Below are 22751 nucleotides of genomic sequence, written 5' to 3'. Positions count from 1 at the left end.
ACCTCGCGGCAAGGTGATGACGGCCGAGGGATTCCTTGAGGGGCGGCGGTTGCAGATGGCGCGTGGTGTGCTGCTGCAATGCATCATGGGGGGGTATCCGCCTGCCAGGTTCTACGGCAGCGACGACGGCGATTTGGCGTTGGTGGCCGATCCGCAGCACATTCACCCTTTGCCCTGGAGCAAACAGCCTCGGGCGTTGGCCATCTGTGACGCTGACGAGTTGAGCGGCGAAAGCTCCGCGCTCTCGACCCGAGGCCAGTTGAAGGCTGTGATTGCGCGGTATGCAGCCCGAGGCCTGGCACCAGTGGTGGCGACCGAACTGGAGTTTTTCGTGTTCGCGCCCAACACCGACCCAACCCAGCCGTTTCAGCCGCCCGTGGGCCTGGACGGCCGGCGCGAGGCGGGTTACTCGGCGTTCAGTGTCAGTTCCAACAACGGCTTGCGGCCGTTTTTCAGTGAGGTCTACGCGTGCATGGCAGCGCTGGGGTTGCCTCGCGATACGTTCATGCACGAGATGGGCATCAGTCAGTTCGAAATCAATCTGCTGCACGGCGATCCGCTGTTGCTGGCCGACCAGACGTTCCTCTTCAAGCATTTGCTCAAGGAAGTCGCCCTCAAGCATGGGGTGACCGTGGTGTGCATGGCCAAGCCGTTGGCGCATACGCCGGGAAGTTCGATGCATATTCATCAGAGCATCGTCGAGATCGGCAGTGGGCAGAACGTGTTCAGTGACGCGGCGGGTGAGCCGACGCCAACCTTCTTCCATTTCATCGGCGGTCAGCAGGCCTGCATGGCGGACTTCACCGCGTTGTTTGCGCCGAACGTGAATTCCTATCAGCGCTTGTGCCATCCTTACGCGTCGCCGAACAATGCCTGTTGGTCTCACGACAATCGGGCGGCGGGTTTGCGGATTCCGGCCAGTTCGCCAGTGGCGCGTCGGGTCGAGAACCGCTTGCCGGGTGCCGATGCCAACCCTTATCTGGCGATTGCGGCCAGCCTGGCGGCGGGGCTTTACGGGATTGAAAACGAGCTGGAGCCAGGGGCGGCGATTCAAGGCGAGTTTGAAGTGCCGGACAGTTTGTCGTTGCCGTGTACCTTGCATGCCGCTCTTGAGCGTCTCAAGCGTAGCCAGTTGGCCCGGGAACTGTTCGGCAAGGAGTTCATCGAAGGCTACATCGCTTCGAAAACCATGGAGTTGACCAGTTTCTTTGACGAAATAACTCCCTGGGAGCGGCGTGTTCTAGCGGCCCAGGCATAACTGACCCGTCGCCATCGGGCTATCGTTGTCGGTAGCCCGGTACTCACTGCAAGGAGCCGCTCGGAACGCCGATGCGCCAAATCTGGAAATCCTTTCGAGCACTGTATTTCGCCTCGCTGATGATGTTGATCGGCTCGGGTCTTTTGAGTACTTACCTGGCGTTGCGCCTGGCGGCAGACCATGTCGATAGTCTGTGGGTCGGTGCATTGATGGCCGCCAACTATTTCGGTCTGGTGCTGGGCGGGAAGATCGGTCACCGACTGATCGCCCGGGTCGGCCATATTCGTGCTTATGCGGCGTGTGCCGGGATTGTCGGAGCGGCCGTGCTGGGTCATGGCCTGGTCGACTGGCTGCCGGCATGGCTGGTGCTGCGGATGATCGTGGGCCTGGGCATGATGTGCCAGTACATGGTCATCGAGAGCTGGCTGAACGAGCAGGCCGAGGCCAAGCAACGTGGCCTGGTGTTCAGCGGCTACATGATCGCTTCTTATCTGGGGTTGGTGCTGGGGCAGTTGATTCTGGTCATGCACCCCTCCCTGGGGCTCGAACTGTTGATGCTGGTCGCGCTGTGTTTTGCACTGTGCCTGGTGCCAGTGGCGCTGACCCGACGGATTCACCCGGCGCCTTTGCACCCGGCGCCGATGGAGCCACGGTTCTTCATCAAGCGTGTGCCGCAGTCGCTGAGTACAGTGCTCGGGGCCGGGTTGATTGTTGGTTCCTTTTACGGGTTGGCGCCGCTGTATGCGTCTCAGCAGGGGCTGAGCACCGAGCAGGTCGGCCTGTTCATGGGTAGCTGCATCTTTGCCGGGTTGGTGGTGCAGTGGCCGCTGGGTTGGTTGTCGGACCGCTATGATCGCGCGCTGCTGATTCGCTGCTTTGCGTTTTCCCTGGCGGTGGCGGCATTGCCGTTGGCGATCCTGCCGCAGGTGCCGTTGGAGGTGCTGTTCATTGCCGGGTTCCTGTGTTCGTTGGTGCAGTTCTGCCTGTATCCGTTGGCGGTGGCATTCTCCAACGACCATGTGGAGGGCGACCGTCGGGTCTCGCTGACCGCGATGTTGTTGGTGACCTACGGCGTGGGGGCGAGCATCGGGCCATTGGCGGCGGGGGTGCTGATGAAGTTGTTTGGCAGTCAGATGCTCTACGCGTTTTTCAGCTTTTTTGCGTTGGTGCTGGTCTGGCGCATCCGGCCGAAGGCGGTGACCAATCTGCATCAGGTCGACGATGCGCCGCTGCACCACGTCGCCATGCCCGACAGTATGTCCAGCTCGCCGCTGGTGGCGGCACTCGACCCGCGGGTCGATGAGCAGGTGGTGCATGATCAGATGCAGGGTTCAGTCAGTCCTGAGCCTGAGGATGAGCCTGAAATTGAGGATCAGCAGGGGCCTCGGCCCGCCTCTGATGAGCCGGAAACAGGGCGCACGCAAAGCTTCACCGAGGCCAGACCCTAGAACGAAAAACGGGCAATCCCCCAAAGGGATTGCCCGTTTTCTTTACTGACTTCGGATCAGAGGTCGTCGTCTTTATCGAAGCGGCGTGCTTCGCGTTGTAGCTGATAGACGAAACGTTCCACCTGCCGTTGTACCAGGCCGCTCATGTTGTGAAAGCGTACGCCGGCGAAGGTAGTGGCGATTTTTTCTTCGAAGTGCAGGTAACGCAGTTCGACCGGAGCGGTCATGCTGCCAAAGGGCAGGGCTGCGACAAAGCGCTCATAGACCTGGCCCAGTTGCAGTCGATCCGAAATATCGCCTTCAAAGCGCAGCTTGCAGCCAGTGGCCGAGATGTCCAGCAGCTTGCCACTGATCGGGGCCTTGAGTTTTTCGCCGCTGAGTTCGATGTTTACCAGTTGCGCCAGTTTCAAGGCTGCGCGGAAGGCATTGCGACGCTGGTGGTAGACCACTTCATCGGGCAGGGTGCCACGGTAGCAGCGGCCGCCATTGGACTCGTCGATGGTCAGTGTTGCGGTGCACTCCCAGGCAATACGCACGCCATCATGAAAGCCTTCAACCCGAAAAGGTTCACCTGCAAGCAGGAAGCGCTCGCCATCGCGAGGGATCATTTCGTCCAGGGCGAGCATGTTGCTGTCCCGGTCCACGTCGACCAGGTAGCTTTGGAAGCGTTGGCTGCGTTCCTGGAAAGTGATGATCAGGGGATCATGGCTCTCTTGCAGCTGCCGCAGGTTGCCGGCGATTTCCAAAGGCGTGGTAAGCACCTTGGGTGGCTGCGGAGCATCTTCCGCGTTTAAGGTGTTGAACACGGTTTATCAATCTCCAGACAAAATACGACGACACGCAGATGCCAGCATTTTGCCAGCATGTTTCGCACCTTGATAGGGTGCGTTCATTGCGGATTTCAAGCCTGACTGAGCGGGCGCGGTTTCGCCATTTTGGCAGTTGAGCCGCGAGCGTCATAGAGGGCAGGGGGTTCGCCGCCGGTGAGGATTTTCAACTGGTTGGCGGTCGTGGCTTGCTGGACCTGGATCGAGCGGCCGTTGAGTTCATTGGCGATCTTGCAGTCGGCCAGCAGCTGATTGAGTACATCGCTCTGGGACAGCAGTTCGTCGCCAATGCTGGAGTGCGCGGCCAGTTGTTCCAGGCCGGTGCGATCGATGGGCAGGTTGAGACTCTGGAGAATCTCGCTGCGCTTGCGACCATGCTGCTCCAGCAGAATGATCAATGCCTGTTTTTGCGCCAGAATTTCTTCCAGCAGCGGCATGTCGCGACCATGCAGGGCGAGGGATTCGGTCTGCAACAACTCCAGCAAATGTTGAGCTGGAGCAAAGTCGTCGGTGATCAACTGCAGTAAATTAGTATCGTGCATGGCTGGCCTTGGGTTTTAAGCGTCCAAAAGCCTGGCGCAGGCCTTTGCCTAGCGCTGGGCTTCGAAGTTGAGCAGTTTGCTGGCTACACGGTTGCTGTCGACTTTATAGCTGCCATCGGCAATCGCTGCTTTCAACTCGGCCACGCGGGCGTTGTCGACGGCAGGTTGATCGCGCAGCTTGTCAGTGACCTTCTGCAACTGTTGAGCCTCATTACTGAGGTGTACCGATTCCCCGCTTTTGACGGTACTGGCCTGTTCGGCCGGGGTATTCAGCGGCGCGGATTTGCCGGTCTCGGCGGTTTCCTTGTTGGCGCTGGTACGTGTACTACCGGTGAGTGTGCTGGGGGCGTTATGCAAACGGCTGAAATCGATGACCATGATGAAAACCTCTGGGTATTTGGACGCTTGCCATGTTTTCGGCCATACCCGGGAAAACTTTAGGCTCATTTATCAGTGAGCGTGCGCGCGTCAGCGGTTGCCCGGTATGCGCCACAGTTTAGGGAACAGTCGAGTGGCGCGCCACATCTTCACCAACAAAGAGCCCTACATGGCCACTTCCACCTGGCCCGGTGCGATGACCTGAGCCTTGATCACCCGCTGCGAGTTGAGGTTTTTCACTCGAATCTGTTCGCTGAGACCGCCATTGGACAGGGCTTCGCCGGGCATCCGCACGCTGAGTGTGCCGCTGCGGGCGGTAATCACCACCTGATCACCCTTGCGTATGACCTCTGCCTGCTCCAGATGGACCAGCGTAATGACCTGATCGGTGACCATTGGTCGGACAAGTTTTTGCCCGATGGCCTGATCGACGGAGGTCAGGTAACCCTGGTTGATCTGGCTGATATCGCGCTCACGCAACACAACATCCTGGGGTTCGATAATGCCCGCGCGCTTGAGGGGGCGCGTGGTGGTGACAATCTCCCGAAACAGGCGGACTTGAGCGGGCACGAAGACTGTCCAGGGCGAGGCGCCGTCGCAACGAACCCTCACGGTTACCCGTCCCAATGGCCTGGCCGGACTCTCCAGGGTGGCTGTCAATTCCTTGTCGCAAAGTGGCATGCGCAGGCGCGGGTCTAGCTGGTTCACTTCGATTTCGTAGCGGCCCTCGGTTTGACTGGTAGCCAAATAGTCCTCTACGGTGAATTCAAGAAAGCCCTGAGTGACGCCGATAAGTAGATCAGGCAAGGTAACCGAGTCAGCAAGGGCAGGGCTGCCAGCGTTGAAAAGGCAGACGGCCGACACTGCACACAGCCATTTGCGGCAGGTGGATGTCAGGTGTCGGGAAAATGTCGTTTTTGCGTTCATGACAGTTAAAAAGCAAGCCCCGTGCCGTTTAGCAATGAATGTGCGTCGGAACTTAGGTGTTGGTGTAGGAGTCTGGGCATGGCTGGTGTAATGGATTCGGTAAACCAGCGCACGCAACTGGTAGGGCAGAATCGCCTGGAGCTGTTGTTGTTCCGTCTCGACGGCCAGCAGCTATACGGGATCAACGTGTTCAAGGTTCGCGAGGTGCTGCAATGCCCCAAGCTGACCGTGATGCCCAAGTCCAATCCTGTCGTGTGCGGTGTGGCGAATATTCGTGGGGCGACCATCCCGATTCTCGATCTGGCGATGGCGACCGGGTCCGGCGGTTTGCAGGACCAAAGTAATCCCTTCGTGATCATCACGGAGTACAACACCAAGACTCAGGGTTTTCTGGTTCGGTCGGTCGAGCGCATCGTCAACATGAACTGGGAAGAGATCCATCCGCCGCCCAAGGGCACCGGACGCGATCATTACCTGACGGCTGTGACTCGAGTAGACAATCAGTTAGTCGAAATCATCGACGTTGAAAAGATACTGGCGGAAGTGGCGCCCACCTCGGAAGCGATTTCGGTCGGCGTGGTGGATGTCGAGACGCAGAATAAAGCGGTTTCCTTGCGGGTGCTGACGGTCGATGACTCGTCGGTGGCGCGCAAGCAAGTCACGCGTTGCCTGCAAACGGTGGGCGTGGATGTGGTTGCGTTGAACGACGGTCGGCAAGCGCTGGATTACCTGCGCAAGCTGGTCGACGAGGGCAAGAAGCCGGAAGAGGAATTCTTGATGATGATCTCCGACATCGAAATGCCCGAAATGGATGGTTACACCCTCACGGCCGAGATCCGCAGCGACCCACGCATGCAAAAGCTCCATATCATCCTGCATACTTCGTTGTCGGGTGTGTTCAATCAGGCGATGGTGAAGAAGGTCGGTGCTGATGACTTCCTTGCCAAATTCCGTCCTGATGACCTGGCATCCCGGGTAGTCGACCGGATCAAAGCAGCAGACAACAGCTAAAGGGTCTTTGCCCTTGGCGGTCAACACGATTTAAGAGGCGGCATCTTTGTCTACGGGTAATTTGGATTTCGAACAGTTCCGGGTGTTTCTGGAAAAAGCCTGTGGCATTTTGCTCGGTGAAAACAAGCAGTATCTGGTGTCGAGCCGTCTCAACAAACTGATGGAGCAGCAAGGCATCAAATCGTTGGGTGAGTTGGTTCAGCGCATCCAGACTCAGCCGCGCAGTGGTTTGCGCGAGATGGTTGTGGATGCGATGACGACCAACGAAACCCTGTGGTTTCGTGATACCTATCCGTTTGAAGTGCTCAAGAACAAGGTGCTGCCCGAAGCGATCAAGGCCAGTCCTGGCCAGCGTTTGCGGATCTGGTCGGCGGCGTGTTCGTCGGGTCAGGAACCGTATTCGCTGTCGATGTCGATCGACGAGTTCGAGCGCGTCAACATGGGTCAGCTGAAGATGGGTGTGCAGATCGTTGCCACCGATTTGTCCGGCACGATGTTGAACAACTGCAAGACCGGCGAGTACGACAGCCTGGCCATCGGTCGCGGTTTGTCGTCGGAGCGCTTGCAGCGTTACTTTGACCCGAAAGGGCCGGGGCGCTGGGCGGTGAAGGCGCCGATCAAGAGTCGCGTGGAGTTTCGCTCGTTCAACCTGCTGGACAGCTACGCCAGCCTGGGCAAGTTCGACATCGTGTTTTGCCGCAACGTGCTGATCTACTTCTCCGCCGAGGTGAAGAAAGACATCCTGATGCGCATTCACAGTACGCTCAAGCCGGGTGGCTACCTGTTCCTTGGCGCTTCCGAGGCGCTGAACGGTTTGCCGGATCACTACCAGATGGTGCAATGCAGCCCGGGAATCATCTATCAGGCGAAGTGATTTGCCGGTAGCGGGTGGTGCATGAAAACGGGAGTCCTCAGGGGCTCCCGTTTTTTTTGCCCGCCAAACTCCATCGCAACCACACCTGTCCAATGTGGGAGCGGGCTTGCTCGCGAAAGCGGTATGCCAGTCAAAGTAAATGTCGACTGACACGACGCCTTCGCGAGCAAGCCCGCTCCCACATTGGTCCTCAGTGATCGTTAACAGGCGGCAGAAAAGCGGCAGGCGACGGAAAACGGTTGCCGCTTTTCTGGCATTGCCGCTTTGCCGCTGCCCGCAAAGCCCCGGTTTATGGGGTTTCATAAACTGGCACGCCGCTTGCTAAGTTCAGGTTACGAAAAATCAGGTCACCCGAAGGTTTCCGACATGAGCATCAGCTTCGATAAAGCGCTCGGTATCCATGAAAAAGCATTGGGCTTTCGCGCACAGCGCGCTGAAGTCCTGGCCAACAACATCACTAACGCCGACACACCGAACTACAAGGCTCGGGATCTGGACTTCTCGGCTGTGCTGGCCGCACAGAACGACAAGCACAAGAACGGCACTATCGCTTTGAACATGACCAACAACCGTCATATCGAAGCACAAGGCCTGGGCAATGGTGACGAGTCGTTGATGTATCGCACGCCGATGCAGCCCTCGATCGACCAGAACACCGTGGACGCCCAACTGGAACAGTCCAACTACGCAGAAAACGCAGTGGGCTTCCAGGCCAGCTTCACGCTGCTCAACAGCAAATTCAAAGGGCTGGTTTCAGCCCTTCGCGGGGAGTAATTCATGTCTCTATCCAGTGTTTTCAATATTGCCGGTAGTGGCATGAGTGCCCAGACCACTCGCTTGAACACCGTCGCCAGTAACATCGCCAACGCCGAGACGGTCTCTTCGAGCATCGACCAGACCTACCGCGCCCGTCACCCGGTGTTCGCCACCATGTTCCAGGGCGGCCAGAGCGGCGGCAGCAATTCGCTGTTCCAGAACCAGGACGCCGCCGGCCAGGGCGTGCAGGTGCTGGGCGTGGTCGAAGACCAGAGCAACCTTGAAGCGCGCTACGAGCCGAACCATCCGGCCGCCGACGCCAAGGGCTACGTCTACTACCCGAACGTCAACGTGGTCGAAGAAATGGCCGACATGATTTCCGCCAGTCGTTCGTTCCAGACCAACGCAGAAATGATGAACACCGCCAAAACCATGATGCAGAAGGTCCTGACCCTCGGTCAGTGATAAGGGGCGACTCAGATGAGTATTACCGATACCACCACCGCGCCGACGCTCAAGGACATTCTGGCGGCCTCTTCGCAGAAGACGCCGGCTACCACCAGCGCTGACGGCCTGGCTGCGGCGACCAACAGCAAGACCGGTAGCAAGTCGCTGGGCAAGGACTCGTTCCTGCAACTGCTGGTGACCCAGCTGAAAAACCAGAACCCGCTCGATCCGCAGGACAACAGTGCATTCGTTGCACAGTTGGCGCAGTTCAGCAGCCTGGAAGGCATCACGACCCTGAACACCTCGGTGAACTCGATCTCCGGCTCGTTCAAGTCGTCGCAGGCCTTGCAGGCCTCGTCGCTGGTCGGTCGCTCGGTGATTGCCCAGACCGACAAGGCGCAGGTCGATCCGAACAAGAGCCTCACCGGTTCGATCTCGGTACCGAGTTCGGTTGCCAGCGTCACGGTGAAAATCACCGACAAGGACGGTAAGACCGTCAAGACCATCGATCTGGGCAGCCAGAAGGCCGGTTCCGCCAGCTTCGTCTGGGACGGTACCGATTCGGCCGGCGTCAAGGTTCAGCCGGGTACGTACACCTTCGCGGCGAACAGCAAGATCGATGACAAAAACACCTCGCTGGTGACCTACCTGCCGGCAACGGTCAATAGCGTGACGATGAGTCAGAACGGGGGCGAGATGATGCTCAACCTCGCAGGCATGGGCCCTATTGCCCTGTCCAAAGTTCAAACCATTGGTATATAGAGCCGGCTAACGCGGCAACAAGGAGTGGAATATGTCTTTCAATATCGGCCTTAGCGGTCTCTATGCAGCCAACAAGCAGCTGGACGTGACCGGCAACAACATCGCCAACGTCGCGACCACCGGCTTCAAATCGTCCCGTGCGGAATTCGAAGATGTGTACTCGGCGACCAAGCTGGGTACGGGCAGCAAGACCATCGGTAATGGTGTGCGCTTGGCCAACGTTTCCCAGCAGTTCACGCAGGGCGACGTCAACAACACCGGCAACGTGTTGGACATGGGTATCCAGGGTTCGGGCTTCTTTGTGTTGAGCGACAACGGCTCGCTGACCTTCACCCGTGCCGGTACCTTCAAGGTCGACAAGGATGGCTTCATCACCAACAGTTCGGGCACTTCGCGTCTGCAAGGTTACGGTGTGGATGCCAGCGGCAAGATCATGAATGGTATTCTCAGCGACCTGAAAATCGATCAGTCGAACCTGGCGCCGAAGACCACCAGCGCTATCTCGGCCAGCATCAACCTGAGCTCGACGAAGCCAGACATCGATCCGGCCGTCACGCCGTTCGATCCGACCAAGATCGGGACCTACACCGATATGTTCACCACCCCGATTTTTGACAGTCAGGGTAACGAGCATAAACTGGACCAGTATATGGTCAAGACTGGTGCCAATAGCTGGCAGACCTACACGCTGGTTGATGGTCGTAACCCTAATGGTAACGCCTATGTTCCGGGTACTGCCGCTCTTCCTGGGCCTCCGGTTGTTCCAGGTGCGCCAAGCAACCAGGCTCCGATGACAATGACCTTCGGTTCCGATGGCAAGCTGCTGGGGATCGCACCTCCGACGACGCCGACTGACTCCCCGTACACGGTCGCTAACAACTCCATCATCATGGGGCCTGGTGTCTGGACGCCGGGTACCGTCACCAATGGTGTCTGGAAGGCCAACGGCGCGGCAGGCAATACCACGGGTGTGAGCAACGACCTGACCAAAACCACTCAGTACAACACCGACACCAACCGTACGACATCGACCCAGGACGGTTATGCCACTGGCCAGATCACCAACCTGACCATCGACGGCACCGGTACGCTGTTCGCCAACTTCAGCAACAGCAAATCCAAGCCGATCGGTCAGATCTCCCTGGCCAGCTTCACCAACGAGCAAGGTCTGCAACCGGCAGGTGGCACCAACTGGAAGCAAACCTACGACTCGGGCTTTGCGGCGTACGACACTCCGCAAACCGGCACCCTGGGTTCGATCAAGTCCAACTCCCTGGAAGACTCCAACGTCAACCTGACCAACGAGCTGGTCGACCTGATCAAGGGGCAGAGTAACTACCAGGCCAACGCCAAGACGATCTCTACTCAAAGCACCATCATGCAGACCATCATTCAGATGGCCTGATGCTGGTTGGCAGGTAGCGCTTCACAAAGAGCCCCTCGAAAGAGGGGTTTTTTGTGGCCAGTGATTTTGTGTCGGGTGCAGGATTCTGTGGTGTCTTCGTGAGCAAGCCCGCTCCCGTACTTGATCGGTGGTGTTCACACATGTTGTGTCTACCGAAGGTCCTCTGTGGGGGCGGGTTTGCTCTCGAAGGCGTCAGTTGCGGCTCCCATTTCCTTGAGATAAAAGAAAACCCCCGACAATCCAGAGGACCGATCGGGGGTTTTCGAGCAGGCGCCTTGCAGCGCCTGCCGGCTCAGCTTATTGGCAAGCTTCGCAATCCGGCTCGTCGATGGCGCAGGCCTTCGGCACTGGAGCAGGACCGGCGGGAGCCGCCAGGACCGAATCTTCACCGTGGTTGCCGCCGCTGGAAACAGCGTTCAGCTTGCCGGTGTTGATGGTCGACTTCTCGGTGCTGGTTGCGGCCAGGGCGCGGAGGTAGTAAGTGGTTTTCAGGCCACGGTACCAAGCCATGCGGTAGGTCACGTCGAGCTTCTTGCCCGATGCGCCGGCGATGTACAGGTTCAGCGACTGAGCCTGGTCGATCCACTTCTGACGGCGGCTGGCTGCGTCAACGATCCACTTGGTGTCCACTTCGAATGCGGTCGCGTAGAGCTCTTTGAGTTCTTGCGGAATGCGTTCGATCTGCTGCACGGAACCGTCGTAGTACTTCAGGTCGTTGATCATGACCGAGTCCCACAGACCGCGAGCCTTGAGGTCACGAACCAGGTACGGGTTGATCACGGTGAATTCGCCCGACAGGTTCGATTTCACGTAGAGGTTCTGGTAGGTCGGTTCGATCGACTGCGATACGCCAGTAATGTTGGCGATGGTCGCGGTCGGTGCGATGGCCATGATGTTGGAGTTACGAATACCTTTCTGTACGCGAGCACGCACCGGTGCCCAGTCCAGGGTTTCGTTCAGGTCAACGTCGATGTACTTCTGGCCACGTTGCTCGATCAGGATCTGTTGCGAATCCAGCGGCAGGATGCCTTTGGACCACAGCGAACCCTGGAACGTCTCGTAAGCGCCACGCTCGTCAGCCAGGTCGCAGGACGCCTGGATAGCGTAGTAGCTGACCGCTTCCATCGACTTGTCGGCGAACTCGACGGCAGCGTCGGAACCGTAAGGGATGTGCTGCAGGTACAAGGCGTCCTGGAAGCCCATGATGCCCAGTCCGACCGGACGGTGCTTGAAGTTGGAGTTCTTGGCTTGCGGCACCGAGTAGTAGTTGATGTCGATAACGTTATCGAGCATGCGGACTGCGGTGTTGACGGTGCGTGCAAGCTTCACGGTGTCCAGCTTGCCGTTGACGATGTGGTTCGGCAGGTTGATCGAGCCCAGGTTGCAAACGGCGATCTCGTCCTTGTTGGTGTTCAAGGTGATCTCGGTGCACAGGTTCGAGCTGTGAACCACGCCCACGTGCTGCTGTGGGCTGCGCAGGTTGCACGGGTCTTTGAAGGTCAGCCATGGGTGGCCGGTTTCAAACAGCATGGACAGCATTTTGCGCCACAGGTCTTTGGCCTGGATGGTCTTGAACAGCTTGACCTTGCCCGGGTACTCGGTCAGGGCTTCGTAGTACTCGTAACGCTCTTCGAAGGCCTTGCCGGTCAGGTCGTGCAGGTCCGGTACTTCGGACGGCGAGAACAGGGTCCACTTGCCGTCATCGAAGACACGCTTCATGAACAGGTCAGGGATCCAGTTGGCGGTGTTCATGTCGTGGGTACGACGACGGTCATCGCCAGTGTTCTTGCGCAGCTCGATGAACTCTTCGATGTCCATGTGCCAGGTTTCCAGGTAGGCACACACAGCGCCTTTGCGCTTGCCACCCTGGTTAACGGCGACGGCGGTGTCGTTCACCACTTTCAGGAACGGAACAACGCCCTGGGATTTGCCGTTGGTGCCCTTGATGTACGAACCCAGCGCGCGAACCGGTGTCCAGTCGTTGCCCAGGCCGCCGGCGAATTTGGACAGCATGGCGTTGTCGTGGATCGCGTGGTAGATGCCCGACAGGTCATCCGGCACGGTGGTCAGGTAGCAGCTCGACAGCTGTGGACGCAGGGTGCCGGCGTTGAACAGGGTCGGGGTCGAGGACATGTAGTCGAAGGACGACAACAGGTTGTAGAACTCGATCGCACGGTCTTCCTTGTTCTTCTCTTCGATTGCAAGACCCATGGACACGCGCATGAAGAAGATCTGCGGCAGTTCGAAACGCACGCCATCCTTGTGGATGAAGTAACGGTCGTACAGGGTTTGCAGGCCCAGGTAAGTGAACTGCTGGTCGCGCTCGTGGTTGATCGCCTTGCCGAGTTTCTCAAGGTCGAAATCAGCCAGTACCGGGTTCAGCAATTCGAACTGGATACCCTTGGCGATGTACGAAGGCAGGGCCTTGGCGTACAGGTCGGCCATTTCGTGGTGAGTCGCGCTTTCAGCGACTTCCAGGAAGCTCAGGCCTTCGGCGCGCAGGGTGTCCATCAGCAGGCGGGCGGTGACGAACGAGTAGTTCGGCTCACGCTCGACCAGTGTGCGGGCGGTCATGACCAGCGCGGTGTTGACGTCTTTGAGGGCGACGCCGTCGTAGAGGTTTTTCAGGGTTTCGCGCTGGATCAGGTCACCATCGACTTCTGCCAGGCCTTCACAGGCCTCGGTCACGATGGTGTTCAGGCGGCCCATGTCCAGCGGCGCCAGGCTGCCGTCGGCGCGAGCGATACGGATCGACGGGTGAGCGTTGACCGCTTCCTCGGCAGGGGCGCGGGTGGCGCGTTCCTTGGAGCGGCCGTCACGGTAGATCACGTAGTCGCGAGCCACTTTCTGCTCGCCGGCACGCATCAGGGCCAGTTCGACCTGGTCCTGGATTTCTTCGATGTGGATGGTGCCGCCCGATGGCATGCGACGCTTGAAGGTTGCGGTGACTTGTTCGGTCAGGCGGGCAACGGTGTCGTGGATTCGCGACGAAGCGGCAGCGGTGCCGCCTTCAACTGCGAGAAACGCTTTGGTGATGGCGACGGTGATCTTGTCATCGGTGTAAGGAACGACAGTGCCGTTACGCTTGATCACACGCAATTGGCCAGGCGCGGTAGCCGACAGATCCGAATTCGAATCAGCAGCCTGCTGCGCGGTGCCCTGCGGGTTCTCGCGAGTTGTGTCGGTTTGCATGGGTGTCTCCACGTTCTCTATGTTTGATTGGGCACCATCACGGTGCCCACCGTTCCGTCCTGAAGCACTACAACCAGCAAGCGCCGGGCATAACGACCTCGGGACAGTTTCAGGAAGGGGCGCTTGCGCCGCTTCCCTGCCGAAGTCTTTGGTTTCAGGCCGTGAGCCTGAAACCGAATTTCTGGTGGGTGACAGTTTTCGACTGCAACACCCGTACCGTTTTCACTTCCTGGTGAAGGAAAACAGCAGCCATCCGCGCACGCGGTTTGGTCTTCTAAAAAAGAGTTTGGTTCAACCGAACAGGAGCAAGAAAAGCGCTTGAATTTCTCGTCTGATTTGTGTTTGGTTCTTGGCTCAAAACCCTACATGTAGGGTTTTTTTGTCGCCGGGCTACAAGATAATGCGTTTTAGGGGGCGATTGCAACGTGCTACCTGTGGATAAAGCTGTGCGTAATTTGTGTATGAAACTCGCAAACATCGTGTAGGCCGCGACCCTGCTGGATCAGACCGCTGGTCACTGTTTTTTGCTCTCGAATTTAGCCGGAAGCGGATTTTTGCGGGCGCGAACCCTATCACAAAATTGGCCGGTTACCGAGCGCATTTACTGGCTTGTGTTCGCGAGGGGGGCCGTTGCTACAATCAGGTTCCTTTACGCTGTCTTATCCGCCCCGATCATGACAAAAAAACGGGTGGACCCTTCCTTAATAGAAATATTGGCAAGCAGAGGTCACCCGTGGAGCAAGAAGCCTGGCAGGTATTGATCGTCGAGGATGACCAGCGTCTGGCCGAATTGACCCGCGAGTACCTGGAGAGCAATGGCCTGCGCGTGACCATCGAGGGCAATGGTGCGTTGGCGGCGGCGCGGATTATTGCCGAGCAGCCGGACCTGGTGATTCTCGACCTGATGCTTCCCGGCGAAGACGGCCTGAGCATTTGCCGTAAGGTACGCGAGCGCTATGACGGGCCGATCCTGATGCTCACCGCCCGCACTGACGACAGCGACCAGATCCTCGGCCTGGACCTGGGCGCTGACGACTACGTGTGCAAACCGGTGCGCCCGCGCTTGCTGCTGGCGCGGATTCAGGCCCTGCTGCGCCGCAGCGAGAGCCCTGAGCCGGTGGCGCCGGAAAAGCTGCGGCGCCTGCAGTTTGGCCCCTTGGTGGTGGACAATGCCCTGCGCGAGGCCTGGCTGCAGGACAACGGCATCGAGCTGACCAGCGCCGAGTTCGACCTGCTGTGGCTGCTGGTGGCCAACGCCGGGCGAATCCTGTCGCGCGAAGAGATCTTCACCGCGCTGCGAGGCATCGGTTATGACGGCCAGGACCGTTCGATTGATGTGCGCATTTCGCGTATCCGACCGAAGATCGGCGATGACCCGATCCACCCGCGGCTGATCAAGACCATTCGCAGCAAAGGCTATTTGTTCGTCCCTGAGGCCTGTGTGGATCAGGCGCTGTGAACTCGATATTTCTGCGCATTTACGGCGGTATGTGCGCGGCGCTGATTCTGGTGGCGGTGCTTGGGGTGCTGGCCTTGCAGGTGCTCAACCAGGTGCGCAGCGAGCAGTACCGCGAGCGCCTGGCCCACGGCACGTTTTCGTTGATGGCCGACAACCTGCAACCGATGAGTGACATCGAGCGTCGCCGGGCATTGGCGGTGTGGGAGCGGTTGCTGGGTATTCCGCTGGCGTTGCAGACCTTCAGCCAGACTGGCCTGGACCTCGGCCAGCGTAACCGCGTACAGCGCGGGCAGGCGCTGGTCGAACAGACCGGCCCGCACGCGGCAAAGGTTTACCGCCTGGTCAGCGACAAGGAACAATTGGTGCTGACTGGCGAGGTGCAGCAAATCAGCGAGCAACTGGCGCGGGCAACCATCTACCTGCTGGCCGATGAACTGGTGCGCTACCCGGTGGCCGAGCAGCCGCAACGGTTGGCGATGCTCAAGGAGGCGAAGGGGTTTGGTTTTGACATGACGCTGGTCACCCTCGAGCAGGCCGACATGGATGAAGACCAGCGCCGACGCGTTTCCGAGGGCGATACGGTGATGGCGTTGGGCAAGGGCGGTGACTCGATTCGAGTGTTAGCCGGTATGGTCGGCACGCCGTGGGTGCTGGAAATCGGTCCGCTGTATCAGATGAATCCTTATCCGCCGGAATGGCTGGTGTCGATTGCCGCGTTGGGTTTGAGCCTGATCGGCTTGATCGTCTATCTGCTGGTGCGCCAACTGGAGCGCCGCTTGCGTGGGCTGGAGGCGGCGGCCACGCGCATCGCCAAGGGCAGCCTGGAAACCCGGGTGCCGGCACGCGGCGCCGATTCCATCGGACGGCTCGCCGCAGCGTTCAACGGCATGGCCGAGCACTTGCAGCAGTTGCTGGCGATTCAGCGAGAACTGGTGCGGGCGGTGTCCCACGAGTTGCGCACGCCGGTGGCGCGCTTGCGTTTTGGCCTGGAGATGATCGGCAGTGCGAGCACGCCTCAGGCGCGTGAGAAATACCTGGCCGGCATGGACCATGACATCCAGGACCTCGACGGGCTGGTGGATGAAATGCTCACGTACGCGCGACTGGAGCAGGGTTCACCGGCGCTGAATTTTCAACGGGTCGACCTGGATGCCTTGCTCGATCAGGTGATCGCTGAGCTGGCGCCGTTGCGCGCCGACGTCACGGTGCAACGTGGCTTGTGCCTGTCGGCGGCCGATTGCGATAACGCGTGGGTCGAGGCCGAGCCGCGTTATCTGCACAGGGCCCTGCAAAATCTGGTGGGCAACGCCATGCGCCACGCGCAGTCGCAGGTGTGTGTCAGTTACCAGGTGGGTCAGCAGCGCTGTCGGGTGGACGTCGAAGACGATGGCCCCGGTGTGCCGGAGCAGGCCTGGGAAAAGATCTTCACGCCGTTCCTGCGTCTTGATGACAGCCGCACCCGCGCCTCGGGCGGGCATGGGTTGGGGTTGTCGATTGTGCGGCGGATCATCCACTGGCACGGCGGCCGGGCGTTGATCGGCAAGAGCAAGACCCTGGGTGGGGCCTGTTTCAGCCTGAGTTGGCCGCGCAATCAAGAGAAGGATTGAGCGTGTTGTTGCCCGCGAAGCGCCTTCGCGGGCACTGAAAATCTTCAGGCCTTGATGCTGACCAGGCTCAACAACTGCCCGTCGTGCACCGCAAATTGCGCGTCCAGTTCACTGCCGTGGCGCCATTCACTGGACAAATCGGTCAGCAGGCGAAGGCGTACATGGCCGCTTTCGCTCCACTCCAGCACTTCGGCGTGCTCGAAGTAAAAACGCTGCTGGACGATGGGGTAGAGCGCCTTGAACAGGCTTTCTTTTACTGAAAAGGTCAGGGTTACCCACAGTGCGATTTGTTCTGGGGCGGCTGTGGCCATGCGCTGGAGTTCGGCGGCGGTGAGGATTTCCCCGGCCAGACGTTCGGCGCGCTCGGTGCTCAACAGGTTCTCCAGGTCCATGCCCAGGCCGCGCCAGTGGTCCTTGCGCGCCACAATGGCTGCGGCATGGCCGGTGCTGTGGGTGATCGAGCCGCAGATATGCGCCGGCCATACGGGCGCACGATCATCGCCAATGGCCGGGATGTAACTCGGTTGGTCCAACTGCTGCAAGGCTGCACGGGCACAGACGCGACCGGCGAGAAATTCTGCCTGACGCTTGGCCACCGAGCGCTGGATGCTCGCTGGCCGTTCGACTGCGCTGCGCTGGAAGTCGTCGATGGCCAGGTGCGACGGGTCGAAACGGGTGCTGAACAGCACTGTGCCGGGCAGTGTTTCAGGCAACGGCCAGTGGGCGTCGAGCGGGGTGCAGCAGGCGGGAAGTGTGGGCAGTGGATTCATGCGAGGCATTTTGCCGGGTTGTCTGGGGGCTGGGTAGTGCAAAGGTTCAGATCGGCGCTGAGGCCTTCGCGAGCAAGCCCGCTCCCACAGGGATTGATGGTGCTATACAAATCCAGTGTGGGAGCGAGCCTGCTCGCGAATAGCCGCGCGCGCGTCTAGTGGCTCACCCAAAAATCTTCTTGAAGAACGCCTGCATGTCCGCCCACGATTTTTCATCGGCGGCCTTGTTGTAGCCGATGTCCGGCCCGCCATGTTCACCGTGGCTCAAGCGGTCGGCGTCGGGGTTGCTGAAACCGTGTTTGGCGCCTTCCAGGCTGACGAATTGATAGTCGGCCCCGGCCTTGTCCATCTCGGCCTTGAATGCCGCGACCTGATCGGGGGTGACCATGCTGTCCTGGGCGCCGTGTTCCACCAGTACCTTGGCCTTGACGCTGCCCGCCGTCGCCGGCGTGTTGGCCACCAGCGCCCCGTGGAAGCTCACCACGCCTGCCAATGGCACACCCTGGCGCGCCGCATCGAGGACGACTTTACCGCCGAAGCAATAACCGATGGCGGCCAGTTTGTTCGGGTCGGTCTGGGGCTGTTTCTTCAGCAGGTCGAGCCCGGCGGTGAAACGTGCACTGGCGGCCGCGCTGTCCTTCAGGGCCGCCTGCATGAACGCCATGGCGTCAGCCGGGTGCTCGGTGTTCTTGCCGTCGCCATACATGTCGATGGCCAGTGCGCTGTAGCCCAGTGCGGCGAGGTCGCGGGCGCGGCGCTTGGCGTAGTCGTTCAGCCCCCACCATTCATGCACCACCACCACGCCGGGGCGGGCGCCCTTGAGGCTGTCGTCGTAGGCGTAGTAGCCGATCAGCTTTGTTCCGTCGGGGCTTTGGTAGGGAATTTCCTGGGTCTTGATCGCGGCCTGAGTCAGGCCGCTCAAGGCCAGTAATGCCAAGGCAAGGAATACACGCATGGTCAGTTCTCCATTAAAAGACGTCCGCTGATCCTAGACGATTTGATTCAGGTCAGGTTCAGAGAGTGTTCAGGGGGAGTTCAGGGGCTGGCCGGTAAGCTCTCCCCATACCCAAAAGCGCACAAAGCATGAGGAAGACCCCTATGACTGTATTCAAAAAACTGATGCTGGCCGTGACCGTTCTCGGTGCCAGCGCTGCGGCCCAGGCGGCCGACAGCAACTTCGCCAGCCTGACGTTCGGCCAGACCAGCGACAAGGTGAAAAAATCCAGTTCGCTCAACAGCAACCTCGATCATCCGAACGCCGACGGTGTGATTGGCAAGGACAATACCTGGGGCCTGCGCCTCGGGCGGCAGAACGATGAGGCGCGCTACTACGCCACGTACGACAATGTGTCCGGCAGCCACAACGGCATCAAGTTGCGCCAGGAAAACCTGCTGGGCAGTTATGACCTGTTCCTGCCCGTGACCAGCAGCACCAAGCTGTTTGGCGGCGGCACGGCCGGTCTGACCAAGCTGACCCAGGACTCGCCGGGCTACAGCCGCGACAGCGACATCGGGTATGCGCTCGGCGTACAGGCCGGCGTGTTGCAGCAAGTTTCGCAGAACACCTCGGTTGAACTGGGTTACCGTTACCTGCGCAGCAATGCCAGCACTGAAATGAGTCAGCGTGGCGTCGGCAAGCAGGGCTCGCTGGACCTGACCAGCAGTGCTCAAACTTACGTGTCGGCCAACTACGCTTTTTAAGCGCGCGTTCAGAGTCGGCCCGCGCCGGATCAGCCTGAGGTGATCCGGCGTCGTCGTGTTAGTCATCAGGGCACTGACAGTGCCCGTGGAGGCGTTGCCTTGCCTGGGAGAGCGTTATGAAACTGCTGGTCGTCGAAGATGAAGCGCTGCTGCGCCATCACCTGCAAACCCGTCTCACCGACAGCGGCCATGTGGTCGAGGCCGTGGCCAATGCCGAGGAGGCGCTGTATCAGGTCGGGCAGTTCAACCATGACCTGGCGGTGATCGATCTCGGTCTGCCGGGCATGGGCGGGCTGGAACTGATCCGCGAGTTGCGCACCCTGGGCAAGAGTTTTCCGATCCTGATCCTGACCGCGCGCGGCAACTGGCAGGACAAGGTCGAAGGCCTGGCTGCCGGTGCCGACGACTACGTGGTCAAACCGTTTCAGTTCGAGGAGCTCGATGCGCGCCTCAATGCGTTGCTGCGCCGCTCCAGCGGTTTTACCCAGTCGACCATCATTGCCGGGCCGTTGCTGCTGGACCTCAACCGCAAGCAGGCGTCTCTTGATGAGCAGCCGTTGGCGCTGACCGCGTACGAGTACCGAATCCTTGAATACTTGATGCGGCATCATCAGCAAGTGGTGGCCAAGGATCGCCTGATGGAACAGCTCTACCCTGATGACGACGAGCGCGATCCGAATGTGATCGAGGTGCTGGTTGGCCGCCTGCGGCGCAAACTCGAAGGGCCGGCCGGTTTCAAACCGATTGAAACCGTGCGTGGCCTGGGCTACCTGTTCAACGAGCGCTGCCGGTGATTCGTTCTCTGCGTGTGCGGTTGATGCTCGCTGCCACCACCCTGGCGGTGCTGTTCATGCTGGCCTTGTTGCCCGCCATGCAGGGCGCGTTCAGCCTGGCGCTGCAAGACTCCATCGAGCAGCGCCTGGCCTCGGACGTGACCACGCTGATCTCCGCGGCGCGGGTTGAAAACAACCGGTTGCAGATGCCGACGCAGTTGCCGGATGAGCGCTTCAACCTCACCGACAGTCGGCTGCTGGGTTACATCTATGACCGTGAAGGGCATCTGGTCTGGCGTTCACGGGCGACCCGGGACGAGGACATCAACTACACGCCACGCTACGACGGACGCGGCAATGAGTTCGCCCGGATCCGTGCGGCCAACGGGCAGGAATTCTTCGTCTATGACGTGGAGGTCAAGCTGCTGGGCGGCAAGAGTGCGGCGTTCAGTATCGTGGCGCTGCAACCGGTGCGTGAGTACCAGCAGACCCTCGAAGGCCTGCGAGAAAATCTGTATCTGGGGTTCGGCGCCGCGTTGCTGGTGTTGCTCTCGCTGCTGTGGATCGGCCTGACCTGGGGCTTGCAGGCACTGCGCCGCTTGAGCCAGGAACTGGACCAGATCGAAAGCGGCACCCGTGAAAGCCTCAGTGAGGAACACCCCCGCGAACTGCTGCGCCTGACCGGCTCGTTGAACCGTTTGCTGCGCAGCGAGCGGGAGCAGCGCAGCCGATACCGCGACTCGCTGGATGACTTGGCCCATAGCCTGAAAACCCCGTTGGCGGTGCTGCAAGGGGTCAGTGAAGACATGGCCCGACGCCCGCAGGATCGGGATCAGGCCTGGGTGCTGCAAAGTCAGATCGAACGCATGAGCCAGCAAATCAGCTACCAGTTGCAGCGTGCCAGTTTGCGTAAAAGCGGTCTGGTGCGCCATCAGGTGCGCTTGCGCCCGGTGCTGCAAAGCCTGTGCGACACGCTGGACAAGGTCTATCGCGATAAAGCGGTGCGTGTTTCGTTCGACTTGCCGGAGCATTGCTACGTGCCGATCGAGCAGGGGGCGCTGCTGGAAATGCTCGGCAACCTGCTGGAAAACAGCTATCGCCTGTGCCTGAGCCAGGTGCGGATCAGTGTGCACGAGGTGATGGGCGACATCGAGTTATGTGTCGAGGATGACGGCCCGGGTGTGCCGCCGGATCAGCGGGCGCGGATCCTCCAGCGCGGCGAGCGCCTGGACCGCCAGCATCCGGGGCAGGGCATTGGTCTGGCGGTGGTCAAGGACATCATCGAAAGCTATGGGGCGCAGTTGACCTTGAACGACTCGGTACTGGGCGGGGCGGCGTTCCGGATTCATTTTCCGGTGGCGTGAGCGAAAGCTCGGCACTGAAGACTCAATCTTCCTGGGCGCGGTAAGCGCCGGGGGTCAACCCGGTCCACTTCTTGAACGCCCGGTGAAACGCCGAGGGTTCGGAAAACCCCAACTGCTCGGCGATCTGTTGCAACGACAGGTCGGCGCGGCCCAGGTGATAAATCGCGATATCGCGGCGCAACTGGTCTTTCAACTCCTGAAAACTCGAACCTTCCTCACGCAAGTGCCGACGTAACGTCTGCGGGCTGATGTGCAGGTGCGCGGCCACTGTTTCCAGGTCTGGCCAGCGCGAACTGTCGCGGCTGAGCAAACGGCGCAACTGGCTGCTGAGGCTGTCGCCGTCGTCCGGGCGTGACAGCAGGTCGGCCGGCGAACGTTCGAGGAAATGCTTGAGGGTGCGTTCGTCCTGCAACAGTGGCATGGCCAGGTAGCGGCTGTGGAACAACAGGCTGCTGTGGGAGGTTGAGAACTGCTGCGTGCAGGGAAACAGCAGATCGTACTCGGCCACATGCGCCGGTTTCGGGTAACTGAAGGTGGCTTCTTCCAGGCGAATTCGCTGGCCGATCAGCCAACTGCCGAGCCGGTGCCAGATCACCAGCAGACATTCGGTGAGGAAGTGTTCAGGGTCCCGCAGGGGGGAGTCGTCCAGGCTCAGGCGAACCATTTCGCCTTCGCGGCTCAGGGTCAGGCGCGGGCCGTGGGGGAATAGGCTATAAAATAATAAGCCGCGATTGAGTGCTTTCGACAGCGTCGGGCAGTGAATCAAGGCATGGCACATCATGGCAAAGGTGCCGGGTTTGCTCGGGCCCTGACCGAACCCCAGGTATTCATCATCCAGCCCCTGCCACAGGCCTTGCAGCAGGCGGGTGAACTGCTCGGGTGCAAGGCGCGCGCGCGGCTCGTCAAGCAGCTCGGCGCTGATGCCCAGTGCCTGCAACAGCGGCGAATAGTCGTAACCCTGCCGACGCGCACCCTCGAGGGCGGCGCGGGCGAAATGGCTGGCGATGGTACGTTCACGCATGGCTCGGGTCCGTCCAGTGAATGGCGGATCTTAGCCACGACCCCACGCATGAACAAGGCGGATATCCGCCAAATTGTAGGACGAGATCCTGGTGGTGGGCGGGAATCCGCCACTTTGTGCGAGTGAGTGAGTCACGGCGACTGGGCTATCGCCCCCGCTGGCAAAGGGCTTTCGGGTGTTTTGGGTGAGCTGGCACGGGGTTTGCGATAAGGGCTGGAGATCTGCCAGC

Annotated in this window: 21 protein-coding genes; 13 read left to right on the top strand and 8 right to left on the bottom strand. The window is 59.9% G+C overall.

Going from position 1 to position 22751, the window contains the following annotated elements; translation table 11 throughout:
• The first annotated feature begins 16 nt into the window (after window positions 1-16).
• Window positions 17-1258 (top strand): glutamine synthetase family protein, encoded by a 1242-nt coding sequence (locus AC1Z1G_RS19540; protein ID WP_483627921.1) that lies wholly within the window; start codon window positions 17-19, stop codon window positions 1256-1258.
• A gap of 71 nt (window positions 1259-1329) precedes the next feature.
• Entirely contained in the window at window positions 1330-2706 is a 1377-nt protein-coding gene (locus tag AC1Z1G_RS19535) for an MFS transporter (RefSeq protein ID WP_483621915.1), read from the top strand.
• Window positions 2707-2762: 56 nt separating this feature from the next.
• Here AC1Z1G_RS19535 and AC1Z1G_RS19530 read toward each other — a convergent pair whose 3' ends face one another.
• The 4 genes from AC1Z1G_RS19530 to flgA form a co-directional block, all read right to left on the bottom strand.
• Entirely contained in the window at window positions 2763-3512 is a 750-nt protein-coding gene (locus AC1Z1G_RS19530) for a flagellar brake protein (protein ID WP_483621913.1), read from the bottom strand.
• 95 nt (window positions 3513-3607) lie between these two features.
• Window positions 3608-4075, bottom strand: a complete 468-nt coding sequence (locus tag AC1Z1G_RS19525; protein WP_483621911.1) for a flagella synthesis protein FlgN — start codon at window positions 4073-4075, stop codon at window positions 3608-3610.
• 48 nt (window positions 4076-4123) lie between these two features.
• A complete protein-coding gene (gene flgM, locus AC1Z1G_RS19520; RefSeq protein WP_483621909.1) occupies window positions 4124-4453 on the bottom strand; it encodes a flagellar biosynthesis anti-sigma factor FlgM in 330 nt (109 codons plus the stop codon).
• A gap of 165 nt (window positions 4454-4618) precedes the next feature.
• Window positions 4619-5380 carry a flagellar basal body P-ring formation chaperone FlgA gene (gene flgA / locus AC1Z1G_RS19515; protein WP_483621907.1) on the bottom strand — a complete coding sequence of 254 codons (762 nt, stop codon included), beginning with the start codon at window positions 5378-5380 and terminating at the stop codon, window positions 4619-4621.
• 78 nt (window positions 5381-5458) lie between these two features.
• On the opposite strand from flgA, the gene AC1Z1G_RS19510 reads away from it, so the two are divergent.
• The 6 genes from AC1Z1G_RS19510 to flgE all read left to right on the top strand — a co-directional run bounded on the left by AC1Z1G_RS19510 (window position 5459) and on the right by flgE (window position 10635).
• Window positions 5459-6391, top strand: coding sequence for a chemotaxis protein CheV (locus AC1Z1G_RS19510; RefSeq protein ID WP_483621905.1), 933 nt, complete (start codon window positions 5459-5461; stop codon window positions 6389-6391).
• 46 nt (window positions 6392-6437) lie between these two features.
• Window positions 6438-7265, top strand: coding sequence for a protein-glutamate O-methyltransferase CheR (cheR, locus tag AC1Z1G_RS19505; RefSeq protein ID WP_347901521.1), 828 nt, complete (start codon window positions 6438-6440; stop codon window positions 7263-7265).
• A 366-nt stretch (window positions 7266-7631) separates the two neighbouring features.
• Window positions 7632-8039 (top strand): flagellar basal body rod protein FlgB, encoded by a 408-nt coding sequence (flgB, locus tag AC1Z1G_RS19500; protein ID WP_347901520.1) that lies wholly within the window; start codon window positions 7632-7634, stop codon window positions 8037-8039.
• A gap of 3 nt (window positions 8040-8042) precedes the next feature.
• Window positions 8043-8486 carry a flagellar basal body rod protein FlgC gene (gene flgC / locus AC1Z1G_RS19495; protein WP_054593596.1) on the top strand — a complete coding sequence of 148 codons (444 nt, stop codon included), beginning with the start codon at window positions 8043-8045 and terminating at the stop codon, window positions 8484-8486.
• A gap of 15 nt (window positions 8487-8501) precedes the next feature.
• Window positions 8502-9230 carry a flagellar hook assembly protein FlgD gene (gene flgD, locus AC1Z1G_RS19490; protein WP_483621902.1) on the top strand — a complete coding sequence of 243 codons (729 nt, stop codon included), beginning with the start codon at window positions 8502-8504 and terminating at the stop codon, window positions 9228-9230.
• 31 nt (window positions 9231-9261) lie between these two features.
• Window positions 9262-10635, top strand: coding sequence for a flagellar hook protein FlgE (gene flgE / locus AC1Z1G_RS19485; protein ID WP_483621900.1), 1374 nt, complete (start codon window positions 9262-9264; stop codon window positions 10633-10635).
• A gap of 297 nt (window positions 10636-10932) precedes the next feature.
• Here the strand turns inward: flgE and AC1Z1G_RS19480 are convergent, their stop codons facing one another.
• Window positions 10933-13827, bottom strand: coding sequence for a ribonucleoside-diphosphate reductase subunit alpha (locus AC1Z1G_RS19480; RefSeq protein ID WP_483621898.1), 2895 nt, complete (start codon window positions 13825-13827; stop codon window positions 10933-10935).
• Window positions 13828-14560: 733 nt separating this feature from the next.
• On the opposite strand from AC1Z1G_RS19480, the gene AC1Z1G_RS19475 reads away from it, so the two are divergent.
• Window positions 14561-15286, top strand: a complete 726-nt coding sequence (locus AC1Z1G_RS19475; protein ID WP_483621897.1) for a response regulator — start codon at window positions 14561-14563, stop codon at window positions 15284-15286.
• Complete coding sequence (locus tag AC1Z1G_RS19470) at window positions 15283-16893, top strand: ATP-binding protein (RefSeq protein ID WP_483621896.1); 1611 nt, start codon at window positions 15283-15285, stop codon at window positions 16891-16893. Before AC1Z1G_RS19475 ends, AC1Z1G_RS19470 begins: the two co-directional genes overlap by 4 nt.
• Window positions 16894-16937: 44 nt before the next feature.
• Here AC1Z1G_RS19470 and AC1Z1G_RS19465 read toward each other — a convergent pair whose 3' ends face one another.
• Window positions 16938-17663: a 4'-phosphopantetheinyl transferase family protein gene (locus AC1Z1G_RS19465; RefSeq protein WP_483621894.1), complete on the bottom strand. Its 726-nt coding sequence runs from the start codon at window positions 17661-17663 to the stop codon at window positions 16938-16940.
• 163 nt (window positions 17664-17826) lie between these two features.
• Window positions 17827-18618, bottom strand: coding sequence for a dienelactone hydrolase family protein (locus tag AC1Z1G_RS19460; RefSeq protein ID WP_483621892.1), 792 nt, complete (start codon window positions 18616-18618; stop codon window positions 17827-17829).
• A gap of 143 nt (window positions 18619-18761) precedes the next feature.
• Between AC1Z1G_RS19460 and AC1Z1G_RS19455 the strand changes: the two genes are divergently transcribed.
• The 3 genes from AC1Z1G_RS19455 (at window position 18762) to AC1Z1G_RS19445 (ending at window position 21501) form a co-directional block, all read left to right on the top strand.
• Window positions 18762-19364, top strand: coding sequence for a hypothetical protein (locus AC1Z1G_RS19455; RefSeq protein WP_483621890.1), 603 nt, complete (start codon window positions 18762-18764; stop codon window positions 19362-19364).
• Window positions 19365-19480: 116 nt separating this feature from the next.
• Window positions 19481-20158, top strand: a complete 678-nt coding sequence (locus AC1Z1G_RS19450; protein ID WP_483621888.1) for a response regulator — start codon at window positions 19481-19483, stop codon at window positions 20156-20158.
• Window positions 20155-21501: an ATP-binding protein gene (locus AC1Z1G_RS19445; RefSeq protein WP_483621886.1), complete on the top strand. Its 1347-nt coding sequence runs from the start codon at window positions 20155-20157 to the stop codon at window positions 21499-21501. Before AC1Z1G_RS19450 ends, AC1Z1G_RS19445 begins: the two co-directional genes overlap by 4 nt.
• 22 nt (window positions 21502-21523) lie before the next feature.
• Here AC1Z1G_RS19445 and AC1Z1G_RS19440 read toward each other — a convergent pair whose 3' ends face one another.
• Entirely contained in the window at window positions 21524-22522 is a 999-nt protein-coding gene (locus AC1Z1G_RS19440) for an AraC family transcriptional regulator (protein ID WP_483621885.1), read from the bottom strand.
• Window positions 22523-22751 lie beyond the last annotated feature (229 nt).

It is taken from the genome of Pseudomonas sp. JL27(2026) (genome assembly GCF_056933555.1).
The sequence above is the reverse complement of the archived record's forward strand: the minus strand, read 5'-3'. Positions and strand labels throughout refer to the sequence as shown.

Bases quoted from the DNA above. Each gene is read 5' to 3' on its own strand.
- AC1Z1G_RS19455 (WP_483621890.1), top strand. From the start codon at position 18,762: ATGACTGTATTCAAAAAACTGATGCTGGCCGTGACCGTTCTCGGTGCC.
- AC1Z1G_RS19480 (WP_483621898.1), bottom strand. From the start codon at position 13,827: ATGCAAACCGACACAACTCGCGAGAACCCGCAGGGCACCGCGCAGCAG.
- flgC (WP_054593596.1), top strand. From the start codon at position 8,043: ATGTCTCTATCCAGTGTTTTCAATATTGCCGGTAGTGGCATGAGTGCC.
- AC1Z1G_RS19525 (WP_483621911.1), bottom strand. From the start codon at position 4,075: ATGCACGATACTAATTTACTGCAGTTGATCACCGACGACTTTGCTCCA.
- flgB (WP_347901520.1), top strand. From the start codon at position 7,632: ATGAGCATCAGCTTCGATAAAGCGCTCGGTATCCATGAAAAAGCATTG.
- flgA (WP_483621907.1), bottom strand. From the start codon at position 5,380: ATGAACGCAAAAACGACATTTTCCCGACACCTGACATCCACCTGCCGC.
- AC1Z1G_RS19450 (WP_483621888.1), top strand. From the start codon at position 19,481: ATGAAACTGCTGGTCGTCGAAGATGAAGCGCTGCTGCGCCATCACCTG.
- AC1Z1G_RS19440 (WP_483621885.1), bottom strand. From the start codon at position 22,522: ATGCGTGAACGTACCATCGCCAGCCATTTCGCCCGCGCCGCCCTCGAG.
- AC1Z1G_RS19460 (WP_483621892.1), bottom strand. From the start codon at position 18,618: ATGCGTGTATTCCTTGCCTTGGCATTACTGGCCTTGAGCGGCCTGACT.
- AC1Z1G_RS19465 (WP_483621894.1), bottom strand. From the start codon at position 17,663: ATGAATCCACTGCCCACACTTCCCGCCTGCTGCACCCCGCTCGACGCC.
- flgM (WP_483621909.1), bottom strand. From the start codon at position 4,453: ATGGTCATCGATTTCAGCCGTTTGCATAACGCCCCCAGCACACTCACC.
- AC1Z1G_RS19510 (WP_483621905.1), top strand. From the start codon at position 5,459: ATGGCTGGTGTAATGGATTCGGTAAACCAGCGCACGCAACTGGTAGGG.
- flgE (WP_483621900.1), top strand. From the start codon at position 9,262: ATGTCTTTCAATATCGGCCTTAGCGGTCTCTATGCAGCCAACAAGCAG.
- AC1Z1G_RS19535 (WP_483621915.1), top strand. From the start codon at position 1,330: ATGCGCCAAATCTGGAAATCCTTTCGAGCACTGTATTTCGCCTCGCTG.
- flgD (WP_483621902.1), top strand. From the start codon at position 8,502: ATGAGTATTACCGATACCACCACCGCGCCGACGCTCAAGGACATTCTG.
- AC1Z1G_RS19540 (WP_483627921.1), top strand. From the start codon at position 17: ATGACGGCCGAGGGATTCCTTGAGGGGCGGCGGTTGCAGATGGCGCGT.